General features: G+C 58.2%; 18 protein-coding genes. 2 read left to right on the top strand and 16 right to left on the bottom strand.

The genetic code is table 11. The features are described from left to right. Positions 1–2: 2 nt before the first annotated feature. The 15 genes from GTP46_RS27010 to GTP46_RS26940 form a co-directional block, all read right to left on the bottom strand. Complete coding sequence (locus GTP46_RS27010; RefSeq protein WP_161009729.1) at positions 3–434, bottom strand: DoxX family protein; 432 nt, start codon at positions 432–434, stop codon at positions 3–5. A gap of 172 nt (positions 435–606) precedes the next feature. Beyond that, the gene (locus GTP46_RS27005; RefSeq protein ID WP_161009728.1) at positions 607–1098 is read right to left on the bottom strand and encodes a nuclear transport factor 2 family protein; all 492 of its coding nucleotides are present in this window, start codon (positions 1096–1098) and stop codon (positions 607–609) included. Then, complete coding sequence (locus GTP46_RS27000; protein WP_161009727.1) at positions 1095–2207, bottom strand: 4-oxalomesaconate tautomerase; 1113 nt, start codon at positions 2205–2207, stop codon at positions 1095–1097. The genes GTP46_RS27005 and GTP46_RS27000 overlap by 4 nt, the downstream gene beginning before the upstream one ends. 13 nt (positions 2208–2220) lie before the next feature. Beyond that, entirely contained in the window at positions 2221–2925 is a 705-nt protein-coding gene (locus GTP46_RS26995) for a 4-carboxy-4-hydroxy-2-oxoadipate aldolase/oxaloacetate decarboxylase (protein ID WP_161009726.1), read from the bottom strand. Further along, positions 2922–3683 (bottom strand): PIG-L deacetylase family protein, encoded by a 762-nt coding sequence (locus tag GTP46_RS26990; RefSeq protein ID WP_161009725.1) that lies wholly within the window; start codon positions 3681–3683, stop codon positions 2922–2924. Before GTP46_RS26990 ends, GTP46_RS26995 begins: the two co-directional genes overlap by 4 nt. A 34-nt stretch (positions 3684–3717) precedes the next feature. Further along, on the bottom strand, positions 3718–4470 hold the full coding sequence (locus GTP46_RS26985) for an alpha/beta fold hydrolase (protein ID WP_161009724.1): 753 nt from the start codon (positions 4468–4470) through the stop codon (positions 3718–3720). A gap of 139 nt (positions 4471–4609) precedes the next feature. Further along, entirely contained in the window at positions 4610–4969 is a 360-nt protein-coding gene (locus GTP46_RS26980; RefSeq protein WP_161009723.1) for a protocatechuate 3,4-dioxygenase, read from the bottom strand. Further along, positions 4966–5841, bottom strand: coding sequence for a gallate dioxygenase (locus tag GTP46_RS26975; RefSeq protein WP_161009722.1), 876 nt, complete (start codon positions 5839–5841; stop codon positions 4966–4968). Before GTP46_RS26975 ends, GTP46_RS26980 begins: the two co-directional genes overlap by 4 nt. 82 nt (positions 5842–5923) lie before the next feature. Next, complete coding sequence (locus GTP46_RS26970; protein WP_161009721.1) at positions 5924–8350, bottom strand: efflux RND transporter permease subunit; 2427 nt, start codon at positions 8348–8350, stop codon at positions 5924–5926. A gap of 16 nt (positions 8351–8366) precedes the next feature. Further along, on the bottom strand, positions 8367–9503 hold the full coding sequence (locus tag GTP46_RS26965; RefSeq protein WP_229259115.1) for a WD40/YVTN/BNR-like repeat-containing protein: 1137 nt from the start codon (positions 9501–9503) through the stop codon (positions 8367–8369). Then, on the bottom strand, positions 9503–10861 hold the full coding sequence (locus tag GTP46_RS26960; RefSeq protein WP_161009720.1) for a DUF1329 domain-containing protein: 1359 nt from the start codon (positions 10859–10861) through the stop codon (positions 9503–9505). Before GTP46_RS26960 ends, GTP46_RS26965 begins: the two co-directional genes overlap by 1 nt. Before the next feature lie 13 nt (positions 10862–10874). Continuing rightward, positions 10875–12560: a DUF1302 domain-containing protein gene (locus tag GTP46_RS26955; RefSeq protein WP_229259114.1), complete on the bottom strand. Its 1686-nt coding sequence runs from the start codon at positions 12558–12560 to the stop codon at positions 10875–10877. 182 nt (positions 12561–12742) lie between these two features. Further along, a complete protein-coding gene (locus GTP46_RS26950) occupies positions 12743–13183 on the bottom strand; it encodes a DUF4267 domain-containing protein (RefSeq protein WP_161009719.1) in 441 nt (146 codons plus the stop codon). Positions 13184–13309: 126 nt separating this feature from the next. Beyond that, on the bottom strand, positions 13310–14794 hold the full coding sequence (locus tag GTP46_RS26945) for an aldehyde dehydrogenase family protein (RefSeq protein WP_161009718.1): 1485 nt from the start codon (positions 14792–14794) through the stop codon (positions 13310–13312). A 34-nt stretch (positions 14795–14828) separates the two neighbouring features. Next, on the bottom strand, positions 14829–16517 hold the full coding sequence (locus GTP46_RS26940) for a CocE/NonD family hydrolase (RefSeq protein WP_161009717.1): 1689 nt from the start codon (positions 16515–16517) through the stop codon (positions 14829–14831). Positions 16518–16662: 145 nt separating this feature from the next. On the opposite strand from GTP46_RS26940, the gene GTP46_RS26935 reads away from it, so the two are divergent. Then, positions 16663–17307 carry a TetR/AcrR family transcriptional regulator gene (locus tag GTP46_RS26935; protein ID WP_161009716.1) on the top strand — a complete coding sequence of 215 codons (645 nt, stop codon included), beginning with the start codon at positions 16663–16665 and terminating at the stop codon, positions 17305–17307. A gap of 505 nt (positions 17308–17812) precedes the next feature. Here the strand turns inward: GTP46_RS26935 and GTP46_RS26930 are convergent. Further along, positions 17813–18391, bottom strand: a complete 579-nt coding sequence (locus tag GTP46_RS26930; protein ID WP_161009715.1) for a TetR/AcrR family transcriptional regulator — start codon at positions 18389–18391, stop codon at positions 17813–17815. Between the two features lie 156 nt (positions 18392–18547). Here GTP46_RS26930 and GTP46_RS26925 point away from each other — a divergent pair, with 156 nt between their 5' ends. Further along, a complete protein-coding gene (locus GTP46_RS26925; RefSeq protein WP_161009714.1) occupies positions 18548–19201 on the top strand; it encodes a hypothetical protein in 654 nt (217 codons plus the stop codon). The last annotated feature ends 66 nt before the right edge of the window (positions 19202–19267 follow it).

The following is a 19267-nucleotide window of genomic DNA, read 5'->3' as shown; positions in this document are numbered from 1 at the left end:
ATCTAACGTGCGTTGCGTGGAGCCGTTGAGCGTTTGCTCAGGAGGCCATCAAGACTCCAGGCGCCGGGGCCGGAGAACACGAAGAACAAAAAGACGAAGCAGAAAAGAACAGCCAGGTCGCCGTGGTTAAGCACTGGGTAGATGCTGACCGGAGCGTGCACCATAAAATATCCAACCGCCATTTCACCGGAAGCGACAAACGCAATCGCGCGTGTGAACAGGCCAGCCGCGATGAGCGCCCCGCCGGCCGCCTCAATCCAGCCGCCGTACCAAACCAGCGTCCAGGCCGCCGGCGTTCCGTGCTCGGAAGGCGTAGGGAACAGCAGCAACTTCTGCAGCCCATGCTGCATGAAAAGCAGCGCCGTGACGATACGAAGTACGGCGAGCGCTTGCGGCGTGTAGCGTTCCAGCATTTTTTTGAGATTATCGTCCATGTGTATTCCTAGCCTCCTACTTTCAGGCGCACTCTGCGCATATGAACAGCTGTCAATGAAGCCAGCGCTTGGGAGAACCCAAGCACCAGCATTCCCGTGTTACCGGCAACGAGGAATTGGGCAAGCACCGCCCTCTTCCAGAAAGTCGCCGTATTGCGTCCTTCAAAAAACGTCAAATACCGCGCTCGCCGTCCTCACGAAACAAGGTGAAACTGGCTTCCCGTCGGGAGAAGCGCCACCCTTCGACCGTCAGAGTGAAGTAATCAACGAACTCGCCGATGACTTGGCGCGTCTGCGCTGGCCGGCCGAATGGACCTGGGATATCGCTCGACATCCCGGACCAGAGCTGCACGTAGCTTGTGCCATGAGCAGCGGTGTCCGATTCCAGCGTTACCAAGCTGTTACTGATCAAATGACGCGTAATGCGTCCGTGAGGTCTGGATCGATACGATTCAATGATGGCCGCACGACCAAGCAGTGGCTCTGCGCCAGGACGCACCAGGACACCGTTTTCGATAAAGAGCGCGGCAAATCGCTCATACGACTGCGCGTCAATCAGGACTGCCGCTTCCACTACCAGGTCTCGGCAATCCTGTTCGGCCAATAGTAAATCGATGCCAGCCAGCGTGACTGCACTTTCCGTGGCAACCTGGGCATTCTTCATGGATGGCCCCCTTTAGGTGATTTGCCTTCCCAGACGAATCGCGGGACGTGGACCGTGCCATCGAAGATCCACCGTGCCGTCCGCAGCAATGCGGCACTCTTGACCTGAGGGCCAACTGACACGGCCTCATCCATCAAAAGCTCGACCGTGAATTCCCCGGTGGGATGCTCAATAGCCAGACGCTTCGTAGCGCCCTCTGGAACGGTCGCAACGCCATCGCATACAGTACCTGACAGGACCGCTGCAGTGGCCGCACTGACCGCCCCTAGAACGCCGATAGAGGTATGGCATTTATGCGGGATGAAGCTGCGCGTCGACATCGCCCCTCCGGCACGGGGCGGTGCCACCAAGCACATCTTCGGGACCGTGCGCTCACTAACGTCACCCAGGTTCATCAGCGGGCCCATCTGCAAGCGCAGAGATTCGATGCGCGCCTTCAGCGCAGCGTCGGCATCCAATTCACCTGGAGTCTCGTATCCTGTGCACCCCAGATCAGCAGCACGCATTAAAACCAGCGGCATCCCGTTATCGATGCAGGTCAGCTCGATACCGTCGACACAATCCTTCGCATTCCCAGTGGGGAACAGCGCACCGCAGCTCGACCCTTCGGTATCACGAAACTCGATCGGTATGGCGGCAGCCGTACCCGGTACGCCGTCGATGCGTGCCTCGCCCTCATAGCGTACTTGGCCTCGCGGCGTCTGGACCAAAGCGACAGCGACCTGCCCGGTGTTCACCATGTGAATTGCGACTGGGGTCTCACCGGCGTGGACCCTGACCATACCTCGCTCAATGGCAAATGGTCCCACTCCTGCCAGGATGTTTCCACAGTTCTGGCCGTAGTCGACGCGCCGTTCATTGACGACGACCTGGGCGAAGAGATAGTCGACATCCGCATCTGGACGGCTCGACGGCGACACAATCGCAACCTTGCTCGTCAGAGAATCAGCGCCGCCGAGCCCGTCAATTTGGCGCGGGTCGGGCGACCCCATCACTGCAAGCAGGACGGCATCGCGAATTTCTGGGTCTTGTGGCAGATCGTGAGCGCTGAAAAAGGCGCCCTTCGATGTGCCACCGCGCATGAGAACGCACGGAATCGGAGTTTGCATGTGGCCCGCCCGTTCAGAACGTGCCGAGTTCGGCGATGGAGTCGACATAGTAAAGTCCCTTGTCCTTCAACTTGTCACGCATGCCGTAGTAGTCCAGACCCAAAACCCCGGTCGCGAGGATTTCGCGTTTCTTTACTTCGTCGGCACTGCGCAGCTGCGCTACTTTTGCGACCGCAGCCGCTGTTTCAACCGGCACGACAACAACGCCGTCATCATCGGCCACGATTACGTCGCCTGGACGGACAAGCTGACCTGCGCAGACGACGGGCACGTTGACGGACCCGAGAGTCTCTTTGACGGTGCCCTGCGCCGAAATCGCCTTGGACCAAACAGGAAAACCCATCCCCTGCAAGGTGCGTACGTCGCGGCACCCTGCGTCGATAATCAGGCCAAGCACGCCTCTGGCCTGCAGCGATGTCGCCAGCAAGTCACCGAAGTAACCGTCCTCGCACGGCGAGGTAACGGCGACCACCAAGACGTCGCCTGGGCGGCACTGCTCCACAGCCACGTGAAGCATCCAGTTGTCCGCCGGAGGTGCCAGTACAGTGACCGCGCTGCCTGCAATGGCTGCCCCTGGCCAGATTGGCCGCATGTAGGTCGCCAGCAAGCCCAACCGAGCCTGTGCTTCGTGCACCGTGGCACTGCCTGCTTCGACAAGAGCAGCAACGACCGCAGCATCCGCGCGGGGAATGTTTCGAACCACCACGCCGCGCTTCACGACAACTCCTCGCACACGGTAGGCGTCATCCGCATGAAGCCCTCGGCGTATTTGATGTCACGTATCGAGGTAATGCCGACATTCCGTTTGGCCTGCACGCCGCGTTGTAACGCTACCCGGGTGTAGTATTCCCAGAGATGCTCCTGTCCGGCCATGCACTCGATGGCCTTGAGTTTGCGCTCCCACACCGGAGTGATATCCAAGAAGGTATTGGGGATCCACTCGCACTGCTCAGTCTGGTGCGGTTCGAACGCCAGCACGGCGGGGGCTCCGACAACCTTCTCGCCTGGCTTGTGTCCTTCGGCTTGCGCGATGATTCTGGCCTCCTGAGCGACATGCATCGCGAGCGGGTGGTCGAAGTTGTACGGATCCTTCGTGGAATGACTCAACACGAATGCCGGCTGCAGTTCCCGGTAGACATCGACCAGTCGGAACATGGCTTCGTCCGATACCCGCAATGGGTAGTCGCTGAGGTCGAAGAACTCAATTTCGCACCCGAGGATGTCGGCGGCACGCTGCGCCTCATCACGGCGGGCGGTCTTGACCTTCTCGACCGTCATGTCTGCGCCCTTGCGCCAGAGCTTCGCGGACTCGCCGCGCTCACCAAACGAAAGGCAGACAACTTTCATGCGGAAACCACGCTCGACGTGCGCGGCGATCGCACCGCCTGCACGCCAAACGAAGTCCGCAGAGTGGGCACTGACGACCAGGCCCGATTTCCCAGCGCTGGCCAGGGTAGAAGTGCTAATTGTGGTCATGAACTACTCCAGAAGTTGGTGATTCAAGTCTTGTTCAATTACTGTCAAGAGGGGTGCTGCCGGCTCCGGTGGCCTCGTATCGAAGCCAGCGCATGAGCGCCTCGGAAACGGCTTGCGGCTGTTCCATTGTGGTCATGTGACCCGACATCTCGATGACTTCGAGCGTCGAACCCGGAATAGCCCGTTGCATCTCCTCGTGCCTATTCAGCGGACTCCAAAGGTCTTCGCGTCCACAGAGGAGCAAGGTTGGACAGCGGATGGTCGGCAGCAACGAAGTTGCATCAGGTCTGCTGAGCAGCGCGTGTATCTGCCCCTCGAACATGTCAGGCGTGCTGCGAGCGATCATGTCTAGAATGGATTCAAACACCGCACTACCGATGCGGCTGGGGTGCACCATCCCGCGCGCCCACTGCTTGCCCATATCCCGCATGCCGAAGGCGCGAGCCAGTTCTAGAAGCTCATACCGAGCCAATAGCTCCTTGGTGCCTGATTCTCCTGGGCACAGAGGTTGAAAGCCGGTATCCAGCAAAGCCAGTCGTTCAACACGTTCCGGTGCATATCGCATCACTTCCAGTGCAACTCGGCCACCCATGGAGTGGCCTGCTAGCGAAAAGCGTCCAACCGGCGCCAGCTCCAATACGTATTCCGCCATCGCCTCAATACTGCGTAGCTCCCCATAAACAGGGACTATGCAATCCGCGACCCCGTTCAGCGCTTCGCATTGAGCGGACCAATTCGTGGCATCGCACAGTAAGCCGGGCAGCAAGAGCAGTGTCGGTTTGCTCATTGCTCTCCTCCACTGCCAGGTGTGCCAGCCAGGCCGCAACACGGCACGCGGCCCAGCATAGAGGGCCGCTTGAAAGGAAACTGTAGCGAAAGGCTCATAGAGATAGTCGTGGATTAAGTTGGGTTTGTTATGGTGCCGATCAGCGCATGGTCGGTACTTGCCGCGTTTGCATGAAGTCTTCGAAGCTCTGGCCCCGCATCAACGCGTACACGACAAGGTTGGGGGTCTTGACCACGCGGGCGAATTTTTCAAGGACGAAGAAGTTGGCACCGTAACGGACCAGCCCGATCCAGTCGAGCCGGCGAATCATGTCTTTCTCATCATCAGTGAGACCGGCCTGGGTCATGGACAGCTCGGCATCTTCGATGTACTCGTTGCGCGCCTCGGCCCGGATCATGTTCCAGAAAAAACGGTTGAGCTTGAGAGTGCGGTTGCTCGTGCGAATGTCGAAAACGTATGTCCCGCCCAGCTCATCGATACCTACGACTTGAGGATTCATGCGGCCTCCCCGAAGGCTAACAACTCGCCCTGACCATCGTCGTCTTCATAGAGAACCACTGTCATCGCCGTGGTCGTCGCAAGATAGTAGTTTTGATGCAGCTTGCGGATGCGATTGCCCAGCGCGCCCCGCATCGACAACCACATGATCTGCTCAACACTTTCAGCGCCGCCCAGTCGGACATAGTCAGCGTGCGTCATTTGAAGCAGCTTTGCCGGGTCGTTCTCGAGCAAGTCCAGGAACTCCATGTCCCATTCGGTATTATTGAAACCGGTGCGCTCTCCGTGGATCTGATGCGACAAGCCACCAGTACCCACAACCACGACGCGAAGGTCCTCGGGGTAGGACTCGATCGCACGACGGACGGCCAATCCGAGGCGATAGCAGCGAAGAGCTGTCGGCAACGGGTATTGGAGCACGTTAATCGCGATTGGCACTATCGTGCCTGGCCAATCGGGTTCGTGCGGCCAGAGCAGCGGCAACGGCGCAGCGCACCCGTGGTCAATTGGCTTTTCCTGGAAAACGGTGAGGTCGAACTCGTCGTTGACGAGCGACTCCGCAATGTGTGCCTGGAAGTCGACATTGCCACGCAGGGGCGGCAGATTGCGCAATCCGGCACCTTCGTCAGCGATAGGGAATTTCTCACCTACCCCGATTGCAAAAGTGGGATAGAGGTCGAAGAAGAAGGTGGTGCAGTGGTCGTTATAGAAGAACACGAGCACATCGACCTTCTTCTCCGCGAGCCACGCTGCCACCGGCTTGTAACCTTCAAACAGTGGAGTCCAAGCCGGATCCTCTTGCTTGCCCTTGTCATACGCGACGCCAATGGTCGGAACGTGGGATGTTCCGATGCCGCCAATAATTCTAGCCACGTTTGGCCTCCGTCAGATGTGTGCAGCAGTGTTGAAGCGATATTTCGCTTCAACAGCTGCGTGATAGGTAATTCTCAACATATCAGTGAGATGCTTCGACGCTCACAGGTTCCTGCAATTCGGGCTCACCGCTGCGCGCCTCCGGCTTTAGGAGGAAGTAAGCGAGCGCCGGTAGCAAGACAAGCGCGCCGAGCATATTCCACAGGAACATGAACGCAAGCAGGATGCCCATGTCAGCCTGGAACTTGATAGGGCTGCCCACCCAGGTAATGACGCCGATCGCTAGCGTCACGCCGGTCAGCATCACGACCTTGCCGGTGAACAGCAACGCCTTGTAGTACGCTTCGGACAGCGTCATCCCTTCACGCATCCGCGCCATCACCACGGACAGGATGTACAGCGCGTAGTCCACACCGATGCCAACGCCGAGAGCGATGACCGGCAGCGTTGCCACCTTCACACCGATGCCCAAAGCAACCATGAGCGCTTCGGCGAGGAACGACGTGACAACCAGGGGCAGAACAGCCACCACTACCGCACGCCAAGAGCGGAAGGTAACGAACGCGAGAATCACTACCGCGCCGTATACCAACCACAGCATCTTGTGCCAGGCTTCCTTCACCACGATGTTGGTCGCGGCCTCGATGCCAGCCGAACCTGCAGCAAGTTGGAACTTGACGTCGGGGGTATCAGCTTTGACCGCGAAAGCTTGCACGAAGTCGACCACTCGAGTCAAAGTTTCAGCCTTGTGGTCGCGAAGGTAGACGTAGACCGTCAGCAACTTGCAGGCCTCGTCGTACATGCCGCGCGGCGCACCGGCCGTAATCGAGTTCACCATCGCTTGGCTAGGCAGCATCTCGTACCACTTCGGGTTGCCCTCGTTCAAGCCGGTCAGCACCCGGCGATTCAGCAACGCCAGAGTGTTGGTAGACTCCACACCTTCAAGTTGCCGCAGCTGCCATTCGAGTTCGTCCACTTTGAGCACAGTGTCTATCTGGGCACACTGGCCGGGAGGTGTCTGCACCATCACTGCCAGCACGTCACTCGACGCTCCGTACGCAGCGTTGACGAATGCCACGTCGGCGTTATAACGGCTGCCAGGGCGCAGTTCCGGCGCACCAGGGTCCAGATCGCCAATCGACAGGCGCGTGCTAACGGCGTAGCCGCCAACAAGCATCAGCGCGCCGACGATCAGCGCCGCTGTCGCCCAAGGTGGTTGCGTGAAACGGTCAAGCATGGCCCACAGCGGATGTTTCGCGCCACCACAGGCATCGGCATCCTCCGTGCGTAAGCTGCGCACAGCCGCCTTCTTGCTGACGCCGACATAGCTGAGCAGGATTGGCAGCAAGATCAAATTGGTGAAGATCAGCACAGCCACGCCCAGGGAGGCTGCGATGGCAAGTTCACGAATGACTTGGATGTCGATCACCATCAGAACTGCAAATCCGACGGCATCGGCCAGCAGCGCCGTCAAGCCAGCCAGGAACAGACGTCGGAAGGTAAAGCGTGCGGCAACAAGTTTGTGCGTACCGCGACCGATGTCCTGCATGATGCCGTTCATCTTCTGTGCGCCGTGGCTCATGCCGATAGCGAACACCAGGAAAGGCACCAGGATTGAGTAGGGGTCCAACTCAAAGCCAAGTAGCGGCAACAGGCCGAGTTGCCACACAACGGCCACCAATGAACTAGCTACTACCAGCAACGCGGAGCGCGAGCAACGCGTGTACCAATACACCATGGCTGCTGCGATGATCACCGCCAATCCAAAGAACAGCAGCACACTCCTTATGCCATCAATCAGGTCACCGATGAGCTTGGCAAAGCCAGTGATGTGGACGGTAACGCCCTGCCCCTCATATTTGGCACGCAGCGCTTCCAACTGCTGTGACAGCCGGTTGTAGTCCAGTGGCTCACCATCCGAGCCCTTAGACAGCAGCGGTGCAAAAATCACGCTCGACTTGGCATCGAGCGCAACCAACTGGCCGATCTCACCGGACCGTGCAATGTTGGTGGCAAGCGCTTGCATGCTTTTTGCGGAACCGTCATAGCCGTCGGGGATCACAGGACCGCCTTCGAGCCCCTCCTCAGTGACTCCGGTCCAGCGCACTGCCGGCGTCCAGAGGCTACGCATCTGTTGGCGTGACACGCCCGGCATCAGGAAGACTTCATCGCTGATCTTACGCAGCGTCTCTTGGTACCCAGACTCGTAGATGGTTCCCTTGGGATTGGCTACGGTGATACGAACGGCGTTGCCCAGACCGTAGAGCTGAGTCTCGTGCGCCAGGAAATTGACGATGAACGGATGCTTAGTCGGAATCGTCTTCTCGAAGCTGGCTGACAGCTTCAGATGCGTCGCCTGCCATCCGAGCAAAATCGTGACCAGGAGGCACAAGGCGACGACAATGCCACGATGGTTGAATAGCGTCCGCTCGATCAACGAACCTGACGATTGATCGAACGCCGACAGTTCACTGACAACGGGCTGCTTAGGTAAGTTGGAGATGTTCATTGCTTGGAGATGCTCATTACTTTGATATGGCAGCGCTCGAAGCGGCTGGCTTTTTCGATTCAGATGGAGGCAGACGTATGGCACCAGTCACGCCCACAGCAAGCAAACCACCTCCGGGCAAAGGCATCAGGCCTGCGAGTGGCAGCAGCGACTGCGTGCTAAGTTGCGTGAACGGTGCACCTGCGCGCGTCTTTAGAATCTGACCTGCCTGGTTGCTTAGCAATACTTCGCCATCGGACAACGAAGCGCCACCGAAAAACGAGACCGGCGGTGCTCCTTCGATGCGGGACCAGGTGTCGCCCTGGTCCGACGAGTACAGCGCGTTGCCGCGCAAACCAGCCAACACCAGCGACTTATCGCGCAGCATGACTACGCTGAACCAGCTGCCCTTGTACGGACTGGCCAAAGGCTTGAAGCTGGCGCCAGCATCCTGCGAGCGGAATAAGGTTCCCTGCTCGCCTGCAATCACGATCGTATTGCCCTGAACACCAATCGCGTAGAGGTGCGAACCCTTCGGATTGTCGAGCCGATCCATCAAAGAAGCCCAGGTAGCACCACCATCACGTGTTTCGAAGAACAGGTTGTACGAGCCAACAACGTAGCCATGATTCGCATCATCGAAGTGCAAACCCAGCAATGGCTTGTCTGGCCCATCTTCAACCAGCAGTTGCGCTGCTCTGAGCTGCGCGGCTACGGCCGCATCGGCGGGCATCTTTGCGGCACGCGCTTGCGCCGCACTGAGAGCGAGCTTGGCCAGCACACGACCATCAGTCTGGCGAACCCAGGTTTCGCCACCGTCTTCGGTCTTCAAAATGACCCCGCCGTGACCGACCGCCCAGCCCTTTTTCGCATCGACGAAGTAAAGCGCAGTCAACGTGACGCCAACCGGTACCGATTTGGCTTGACGCCAGCTCACTGCTGCATCGTCGGATAGTGCAACGATGCCACGCTCGCCCACCGCGACAACTCGCGTTCCAGCCATTGCCGAAGCAAGCAGTACCGCGCGCCCAGGTGCATGCACCTGAACGGCCTGACGATCCAGCGCTGGGAACGGCGACGCAGCCGAGGGAGCTGCCTGGGTGGCGTACCCTGCGCACGCCATGCAGCTCCCAAGTACCACCGCCGCAAGGCGGTGCTTGAACGGGTAGGACATTAGCGCACGCCCTCGCCGGCCATCACGTCAGGTGTAAACAGCGATTCCTTCCATGGCTTCTGCACGATCTTATACGGCGTGGTCCGTTCGTTGTAGAAGCCCGCGATGAACGTCGAGCCGCCAACCAGGTCATAGATACCCCACAGCGTTTGCTCGGTCGTTTGCCCTTCGGTGATCACGACCGGTACCGCGAACGGCACTCGCGTAAGCGCACCGCTGGCATCGTAGCGCTCAGCCATCACAGCATTCCAGGTGTCCTCGTCGAAGTAGTAACGATTCTTCGGGCTTGTATGGCGCTGACCATTCCGTAACGTCGCATCGACGACCCAGACGCGGTGTAGTTCCCACCGCAAGCTATCCGGATTCAGGTGCTTTGGCCCGAACATGTCGCTGTCCTTTAAAGGCGTGAAGTATCGATTACCGTTGTATGGAATCAGCATCTCCTTCTTCCCAACGATTTTCCAATCGAAGCGGCCGGTGCGACCGGTGAAGACGTTAATCTCGTCGAACGTCGAAATGCCGGCGGTGAAAGGCGTTGGGGTATCGCAGCAAGGATTCGGAAGCTTGCGCACCCGACGCTGACCAGGAAGATAGACCCACGACTGCGACTTGTCGTCATCGAGAGTGAGGCGCCCGATAATCGCTTCGCCAACGCGAATAGCAGGCCCCAAGGTCTTCGTGGTGACCATCCAATACTCGCCTTTGAATTTGTCGGCTTCACCCTGCATGTAGTAGGGCATCTGGATGTCAAAGTGCGACTCGCCAATCATCAGCCATTGACCATCGGCCGTAACCTGGTAGTTGCGCACGTGATTGCTGCTCGATACTCCACGCCAGCGCAGGAGATGGTTCCATGCCACCTCGGCACCCGATTTCGGGATAGGGAACGGAATTCCGCCGTATGCTCCCTCAGGCATCTGGCCGCCTGCGCCCTCGACCAGCTTGGCGTTGACGGCGTTCTTAGCCGTGTTGTCGTAGACCCATTGTGGCGCTATGGCGGTGCGATGGCTTGGGTACACATCCATACGGAACGACGCCGGGTACTTCTTCATGATTGCCTTGAAGCCCTCGCTCACCTTGTCAGCGTACTGATCCAAGTTCTTGGCGGTGACAGAGTACAGCGGCTTCTCGTTGGCGAACGGGTCGCCCCGCCGGCCATTGACGATATCGGCACCAGGAGTCGGAGCACCGGTCCATGCAGGAATGGTGCCCTCCTTATTGCCGGCACGCTCGGAACCGAAGGGGGTCAGCGTGGTCTTGAGCTGTGCTGCTTCTTCAGGCGTCGCAGTGGCCATTGCCGAGCCTGCACTAAAGACGAGTGCGGCGGTGGCCGCGATGCGTTGGTAAGTCAGATTCATTGTATGTCTCCGTTCAGAACGAGTACCGAAGCGACGCCGAAACGAAGTCGCGATCACCGAGAGTTTGCTTCCATTGGAAAATGTTGGAAGGCGAAGTCACCGGTGCCTTGCTGCCGTAGTAGTGCGTGAAGTTCACGGTGAACCTGTAGGCATCCCGGAAGCTGCCGTTAAGGCCGATGCTCATGTCACCGCCACCTTGAGGGATCCACGCCGACGGGCTGCCGGCCGCAAGCGGACGGGAACCGTAGGGTGCCCAGCCCAGGCCAAATGGCACACCCAGGTCGACTCCGGCGAAGACGCCGCGATACGTAGGTTCGAGCACGAAGCGCAAGGCGGCACCATCGCGCGTCGAATTGGGGTCTGCAGCAGCTGCGTTCTTGGTAATCGACAGCGTCCGGTTCCAGGCAATCTCGGCGAGCAGAGTGGCCTCGCGCCAGAGGAAGCTCTGATCGAGAGTGGCTAAAGTGGAGATATTTACGTGCGCGGTATGCCCCGTCGCATACGCGGGGTTGCCGGTGACATTAGTCTGAGGAATCACGCCCGGAGGCGCCAGCGCGCTGGCATCCACACCTTGCGTGGACGCGAGCGACGAGTTTTTATGAACACCGGCCTCGATCGCCACGTTGTACAGCCCAAAGCTGTGGCTCGCGCTAACCGCGTATGCCGTCACGTCCTGGTTGTAGGCCAGGTAGTAGTTCACTGGGAACGGACCGAAAGGCGGTACGATTGCCAAAACCGGAACTACCTGCGGAGTTTTTTCGTGGAAGCGGAGGACGTAGAAGCCGTAGTCGGTATCGTCGCTACGATAACGTACTTCAAACCCGCCCTGCCCCGAATTCTTGGGCTCGCGGTTGCTCAAGCGGTTCGCGCCTGCGGGGCCGAGCAGCAGCTGCTCGCCGCCGGCGTCCAGGAAGTCGGTATTGGACAGGTAGCTACCTGCAGGCGGAATAAGTGACTTCTGCCACTGGAACTGGTAGTAGGCGCCGAACGAAAGGTTCGGCGTGACTTGCGCCGTACCTGAAATCATCGGCACTGGCCGAATTGCTTCTTTGAACTGCGTACCAGGGACTGATACCAGCTTGATCACATCGACGGGCATCATGCCGCCGGCGATCGCATTGGCACCAAAGAACAGACTTTCGCCCCACAGCACGCTGTGCTGGCCTGCGCGGAAGGCGAACCGCGTATCGCCGGCATCGAATTTGCCGAACACGAACGCGTCCAGCAATTCGGCCTTGCGCCCCATGCGGTCACGCGCGTCCTTGGTGAATTCGTTGTACGGCGCGGAAAGGTTGTTCGGGAATGCGCCCCCTGCAAAACCGGGGTTGTCATTGGACTTGTTATACACGGAATCGTAAAACGCCGCGCCGCTGACACGGGCACCGAAGCGGTCTTGCCATATGGCGTCCAGCTCGGTGAATACGTCCAGTCGATTAGATATCACGCCACGCTTGAAGTTGCGGTCGCCGTCGTCGCCATTCGCGTTGTGGGCGTCCAAATAAACGGAGTCCGGTGATTTGACGCGTGCCGCCGTGCTGTATTTTAGCGTCGTGTCCCAGCGAACTTTGAGATCGTCGTTCCCGACGTTGATCTCGGTGGCAAAGGCAGGCGCTGCGAAAGCGCTGAGTACAGCCATTACCACTGCCGTCTGCCGCCATGGCAGCGTACGTTCGTTGGTACGAACAAGGTGTTTCATCATTGCGTGTCTCCATTCGCGCTTTTCGCGCTGTTATAACGGAAAGGTGGACTGGTGATCGAGCCCACCCAGCGAGGTTCTTACGATCGAAACCATCAGCGCAACGCGGCCAAGATGTCAAACCGCGAAACGAGCACAACAATCTGGTGGCGGCAGCCATCACGACCACCGCGCACCAGACCAAATCAAGCCGACACAGCTCCTGCCGTTCCTGCGACGCCGACACTGCGCGAAGCACGGCGCAGCATCAACACGCTGAGAATCAGCATGAACGTTGCCGTACCTGCGTGCATCGGCACAGCATATGCAGGTGCGCCTGGCGTCATGGCCACGATCAACGCATCGCCATACGGAATCAGCGTCGAGGTCATCATGAACAGCGCTACCGTGCGCGTCGAGGAGAAGGTCACCAGGCAGAAGAAGAACAAGCCGGCGACCAGGTCACGCAATCCCTTTGCACGCAGCAGGCCATCGGCGTCGATGCTTCCGACGGTCAAGCCGTAGCCCGTGGCGCCTTCGTGCGGTTGGATCATAAAGTTCGCGCCCAAAAATACGAGTGCGATACCAAGGATCAGGGTCAGGATGGTATAAGGCGATTGCCAGGACAGTTGATTGGTGCTACGCATGCTAATTTCCTTTAAATAAAACTGGACGATCCAGCGAATGGATGCCGCACAAACGACGGCGGTTTACAACAAAATTAAGAAACCTGGCTCTCACAAAAAGATCGCTTGAGCCAGAACTGCTTTAGCTCAAAATGGGACGTGTGGCCGAGTACTGCGCATGGTTACCCATTTGAGTTCAGTCATCGCTTCGATGGAGTGACGACCGCCCTCGCGCCCCAGGCCGCTTCCCTTGATGCCGCCGAAGGGAACCAGAGGCTCATCATGGACGGTACTTTCGTTGATGTGCACCATGCCAGCTTCGAGACCTTCGACGAACATCATGGCCTTAGCGAGATCGTTGGTAATCACGGCGGACGACAGGCCGTACGAGCTCTGATTTGCCAAGGCCAAGGCCTCGGCCGCATCGGCTGCTGGCGTTACGCAGACGATGGGACCAAAACACTCCGCATCGAAAATCTTGGCGGCGGAGGTCACATCGGCAACCACGGTCGGGGCAAAGACACTGCCCTCGGCCTTGCCGCCACATGCCACCCGGGCACCTTCGGTACAGGCTTCAGCAAGTTGCGCCTTCAGCTGGTCTACCTTGGCACCGTGGATCAGCGGCCCAACAACGTTTGCTGGATTGCGAGGGTCGCCATGCGGAACCGCATTGAAGCGCTGAGTCAGCCGCTCAACAAAACGCTCGTACAGCGGTTGCTCCACGATCACCCGGGAGTTGGCCATGCAAATCTGGCCCTGGTGCATCAAGATGCCAAAGCAGGCAGCATCGACAGCATGCTCCAGGTCAGCGTCTGCCAGCACCACGAGTGCGCTCTTGCCACCCAGTTCGAGCGTCACGCGTTTGAGTTGCGTACCCGCCTTCGCAGCCAGTTCGCGACCGATGGCACTGGAGCCAGTGAACGACAGCATCGCCACACCTGGATGCTCGAGTACCGTATCGGCGAACAGAGCAGCGTCGGAAGGAACCACATTAACCAGCCCCTTTGGAAGGCCGGCCGCCTCGAAGATTTCGCCCATACGCAGGCCAATCACCGGCGTGTGCGGCGATGGCTTGATGACGACACCATTGCCAGCAGCCAGGGCAAACGCGATTTTCTTCGACCCCAGTAGCAGCGGGAAGTTGAACGGCAGGATGGCAGCAACCACGCCAACCGGCCGGCGCAGTGTGAACGACAGCGTGTCCTCGACATCCGACGACATGGTCTCGCCCCAAATCCGGCGGCACTCCCCCGCCGCGCCGCGCACCATGTCGGCGGCAGCGCCGACCTCGAAGTTAGCTTTACCAACGGTAGAGCCACCTTCATTGATCAGAATTTCGACGAGTTCCTCGCGCCGCTCCTCCAGGGAACTAGCAACCTGGAACAAGATGATTTCGCGCTGCTTCGGTGCGAGGGCAAACCAAGCGCGCTGCGCTTGCTGCGCTTGGCCGATAGCCGCTACGATCTCCGACCGACCACCCTGCTGAACCATCGCATAGGTACTGCCATCGAAAGGATTGATGTCCCGTAACGCGCCGCCCTCGCATTCGACGGTTTGACCGCCGATGAAAGGCCTGACTACGAGGTCGGACGAGCGGGTATCAACGCGGGGCTGCTGTGGTGTAGGTGCCATGAGCGATCTCCAGTATTTTTATGTTGGTGAGTGCTCAGCCCCGTGGCACTACCGGCAACAGCATTTGGCTTGGGTGTTCCGCATCGTGGTGGTACCAGTCGGTACCCTGCTTGCAACCGTAGTGGTGGTTGAACGGCATGTCGAACACTGGGCTATCAGCATTGGCCAAGTCCAGGCGGATGCGGCTACCCTTCTTCAGCAGCTGCGATGTCGGCCAGACTTCAACTTCCACTGGATAGATTTTTTTCGGCTCCAGCAGTTCGCGTTTGTCGTGCGGGTGGAATGGACGACCAGGCAGGGACAAAGCAGGATCCAAGGCACGATGGGAAGCCTTGAGCCAACCGCGCGTCATCGGGCGCAGTGGGCCTGGAGCGGCTTGCTGAGGAACCTCGTACACCTTCGCGATGATGTCCGCGTCGGTCTCGGTCGAGGAAATCCACAGCTTGAGGTTGATCGGTCCGGTGATCTCCATGTCCTCTTCCAGCGGTGCCGAGGTAAAGGTCAGCACCTTGGCGCTGTTGTCCATACCGTTCGGCGTCATTGCTGCACTGCCGAAGCCAGGCCAACCGCCCCATTCCTTGTGCGGATAGTCCAGGCGCGTTGCGTCGTCCGATGCAGGTGCCTCCCACGACAGCGAGCCATCGTTGAGCGAATTGACTGCACCCGCCTTGGCACTCGAAAGGTACAAGGACTTGTACTCGACGCGGGCCAGCGGCCACTCCTGCTCTTCGCGCCAGCCTTCGTTGTTAACCCAGATCTTGACCGGCGCTTCGTCCATGATGCCGGTGTCGATGCCCTTGAGCCAGTAGTCGTACCAGCGAGTCAATTCCGTGTGCACCTCGTCGGAATGGTATACCTCGATCGGCGAATGGTGGTTGTTGCCACCCGCGACCATCAATTTTTTCGGCGCATCGATTTGCTCGTATGCCAGCAGATTGCCGCGCAGGTGGATGCCGACCGCAGTCCAGTTGGCAATCGAATAGAACGGCGTTTTGATGTCCTTGAACTTGTCGAACGCCGACCGGACACGCCAGAAGTCATTCATCGTTGGGTTACGCAGCCAGTCGCCGACGATGTCACCACCACCGTTATTAGGATGTGGGCCGTCGCCGCGTTCGAGCAGCGTGAGCGCACGGGTATTGGTCGACCACCAGGCGATGAAGCCGGCCGAGCACAGGCCACCGTGATAGACCACGTCGCGGTACAAGTCGACCAGGCCGTCGTAAGGGGCGATACAGGCCAGGTGCGGCGGGTTGGTTGCAGCGGCGAGCCACTGCGGATAGGCGTAGTAGGACTCGCCAATCATGCCAACTTTGCCAGTCGACCAGGACTGCGCCGCAATCCATTCGATGGTGTCATACATGTCGGTCTGCTCTTCTTCCGAGCAGGCCAGCCATTCACCCTCGCTGGCGCCGGTTCCACGCGTATCGGCGTGCACGAACGCGTAACCCTGCTCCACCCAGCGGCCGATGTTGCCGGCTTCGCGCCAGCGGAAGACACCGTGAGGTGGCAGGCCGATGGTGTCCTTGTTGTATGGGGAAACCGCGTACAGGGTCGGGAAAGGCCCCGGGCCTTCTGGCCGGTAGATATCCATAGCCACGCGCACGCCGTCGCGCGTTTCCACCATCACATCTTTTTGCACATTCATTGGCACCTTGCAGGCCAGCACATCTACGCGAAAACCAGTGAACGACGCATCACCACTCGAACCGGAATTTGACATTTTTGCTACTCCTTGTGATCAACAAAATAAACGATGAACACAGACTAAACACTGTTCACAAATCTGTCAATGATAAAATACCGACGTGCGGTAAAATCCCTGCCAGTCATCCTGACGGGCAAAAACAACATATTAGGAGTGCTTGATGGGAGTGCAGGAACGGCGAGAACGTGAAAAATCAGTGGTGCGAGCGGCGATTCTCGACGCTGCAAGGCGCATCTCGGAACGCGACGGCTGGGCAAAACTGACGATCCGTGGCATCGCAGCGGACATCGAATACAGCCCAGCACTGATTTACGGCTACTTTGAAAGCAAGGAAGCTGTGCTCGTGGAGCTGATGGGACAAGGGTTTGGCGCCTTGCATGAATTGCTACAGCAAGCCAGGGCTGGCGACGCGGAACCATCGGTCACCGTCGAGAAGGTTGGAATGGCCTACTGGAAGTTCGCCTTCGACAATCCGGTTCCATATCAGCTGATGCACGGCTTGGCCGGCATTCCCTTCGGCACCGAACACACACCAGCTGAGGTGCGTGCATGCTACGACGACTTCCACGAGCCAATTATCGCGCTACTGGAGGCGCGCGGCGGCGAACGCGGGGAAGAAAGCGAAGAACAGGCCGAACTGTATTGGGCCTTTTTGCACGGGCTGATTTCGTTGACGATGAACCAACGCATCAAGGATGGAATTGAGCGCGCGAACAAACTTGCGGAGCGACTGGTCGGAGATTTCGTCAGAGGGTGCCAGCCTGAGTTGGAAAAATCAAAGAAGAGCATTCGACGCACGAAGTAAAACTTGCTTCGAACTGATATTACGCCAACCGTGAATGATCGCCTGCAAGGGGAGCCTTAGGCTCGAACGCAATATCGAGGGGTTTGGAAGAAAAACAAAAGAGAAGGCTTCGGGGAGTGTTTCACGAAATGTCGACGCGCTCAGGTCACTTCTGATTGCGTCTGCTCAACTAGTCGCTGGGGACAAGTCATGTCTTACAAAAGCAAGTCGATCATTGCGCCCCCGTCAAGCGCGTTGACGACTTCCTGACCTGGAACTGTGACTTCGCTGCTGCGGCCATCTGAAAAACACGCAGCTTGCCAGCGGTGTGATGCCATCATCAGTCAAAATGCTGGATTGCTCAAGACGGCACTGGCCAGACGCTTGCCGGGTATAGAGCAACTCATAGATGTCGCTCTGCTGGTCATCAATAAGTACGCAGCGTTAAGCGTTGACGAAAAGCTCGGTCGCAGCACTGCCCCCCAGGCTCACCCAGCACTGAAACCCAACACCGGCCCTTCATGCGTTAATCACCTCGAGCAATAGCCAGTGCCGCAGTCCGGGAGCTGTGGGCAATTTTTTCCGAAAGCGCTACGCTATCGACCGCCCTAGCTGTGGTAACGCTGCCTGAGAGTAACAGCATCAGCGTCCATGCGCGGTCTACTGCCGAGATTTTACTACCAGGTAAACCGTGGGCCACCGTTTCGATCACGAGCAACAACTCTGCCTCGTAAGCCTGGTGAAAATCGGCGCCGGCCCTTACTACCTCTGGCGTCAGGACCTGGAAAGCGCAGGCGTCACCCAAATCACAAGTACGTTTGAAGCCCAAGTAAAAATCAACGAATCGCTCCAGCCAAGCATTGCCATGTTCGGTTTGAAACCCTTCAATGCCTTCGCGTAGCGACGTCATACCGTCGACCATCGCTTGCATAAAGGCATCTGCCTTCGATCCGAAATGGCCGTAAAAAGCACCAGAGGTGACTTCGGCTTCTTTTGCTAAGCCATCGATGCCTATCCCGCCATAACCGTGCCTGCGAAACCCCTTGCCGACTGCGGCAAGGATGCGGCTCTTGGCCAGTTCTCGATGTCCTGTTTTATAGCGCATATCGAAATCCTTTCATAACGATCGCTATATCAACACTTGACATGGTCGCTAACCACCTATAATCTTCATTACATAGCGATCGTTATCTAATGATTGCTACAGTAAGACGGACTGTCGCGCGCTGCGAACAGCGCCTTACCATTTATCGGAGTCTATATGTCATCAAACGCTTTCGTTTATACCGAGTTGCAACTGGCGATGCCTTTTTCCGAAGCGCCTTGGCGTGAGCTGAATCTGGTAATTAAAGCTCAGCCGGGATTTGTCAATAAGACATGGCTTGCAGGCGTAAGTAACCAATCCTTGGGGGGCTTGTATCAGTTCGACTCGATAGAATCGGCCAAGGCATTCGTCACTGGCTATTTCCCGCTCGAAGCGGCCCAGATTGGCGTCGCGCAAACCACTCGGGTATTCGACGCATCCGAGGTTGAAGAAGCCAGTAAGTTCTTAAACTCGATGCATTTTGGCGGTTCGCTGACTCAAGAGCCCGGAGCTTTCGTGTACACCGAAGCCCAGATTTCTGCGCCGTTTGCAGAGGCGCCTTGGCGCGACATGAATCCCATCTTAAAGGGCCAGCCTGGCCTCCTCCATAAAACTTGGTTAAGCGGAGTGCATACCCACTCCGTGGGCGGCTTTTATGCGTTCGATACAATCGACAACGCGACTCGCTTCGTACTTGAATATTTCCCTAGTGAGGCGGCGAAATTGAACGTTGCCTACACAACACGGTTGTTCGACGCGGCGGTAGTCAAGGCAGCATCGTTGGACATGGGATCGCCCTTCTTCATGCACTCTGCCTCCGCGAATGATTGACCGTGAAATTGCGTGACCGCGTGCGATAGTCGGGGACGCCCCGCAAAATCAGGCGCCAAAGCAGTC

This window comes from Duganella flavida, from assembly GCF_009857445.1.
GTDB classification, from domain to species: domain Bacteria; phylum Pseudomonadota; class Gammaproteobacteria; order Burkholderiales; family Burkholderiaceae_D; genus Rugamonas; species Rugamonas flavida.
Note: the sequence above shows the minus strand (reverse complement) of the source record. Positions and strands in the feature narration are given on the sequence as shown.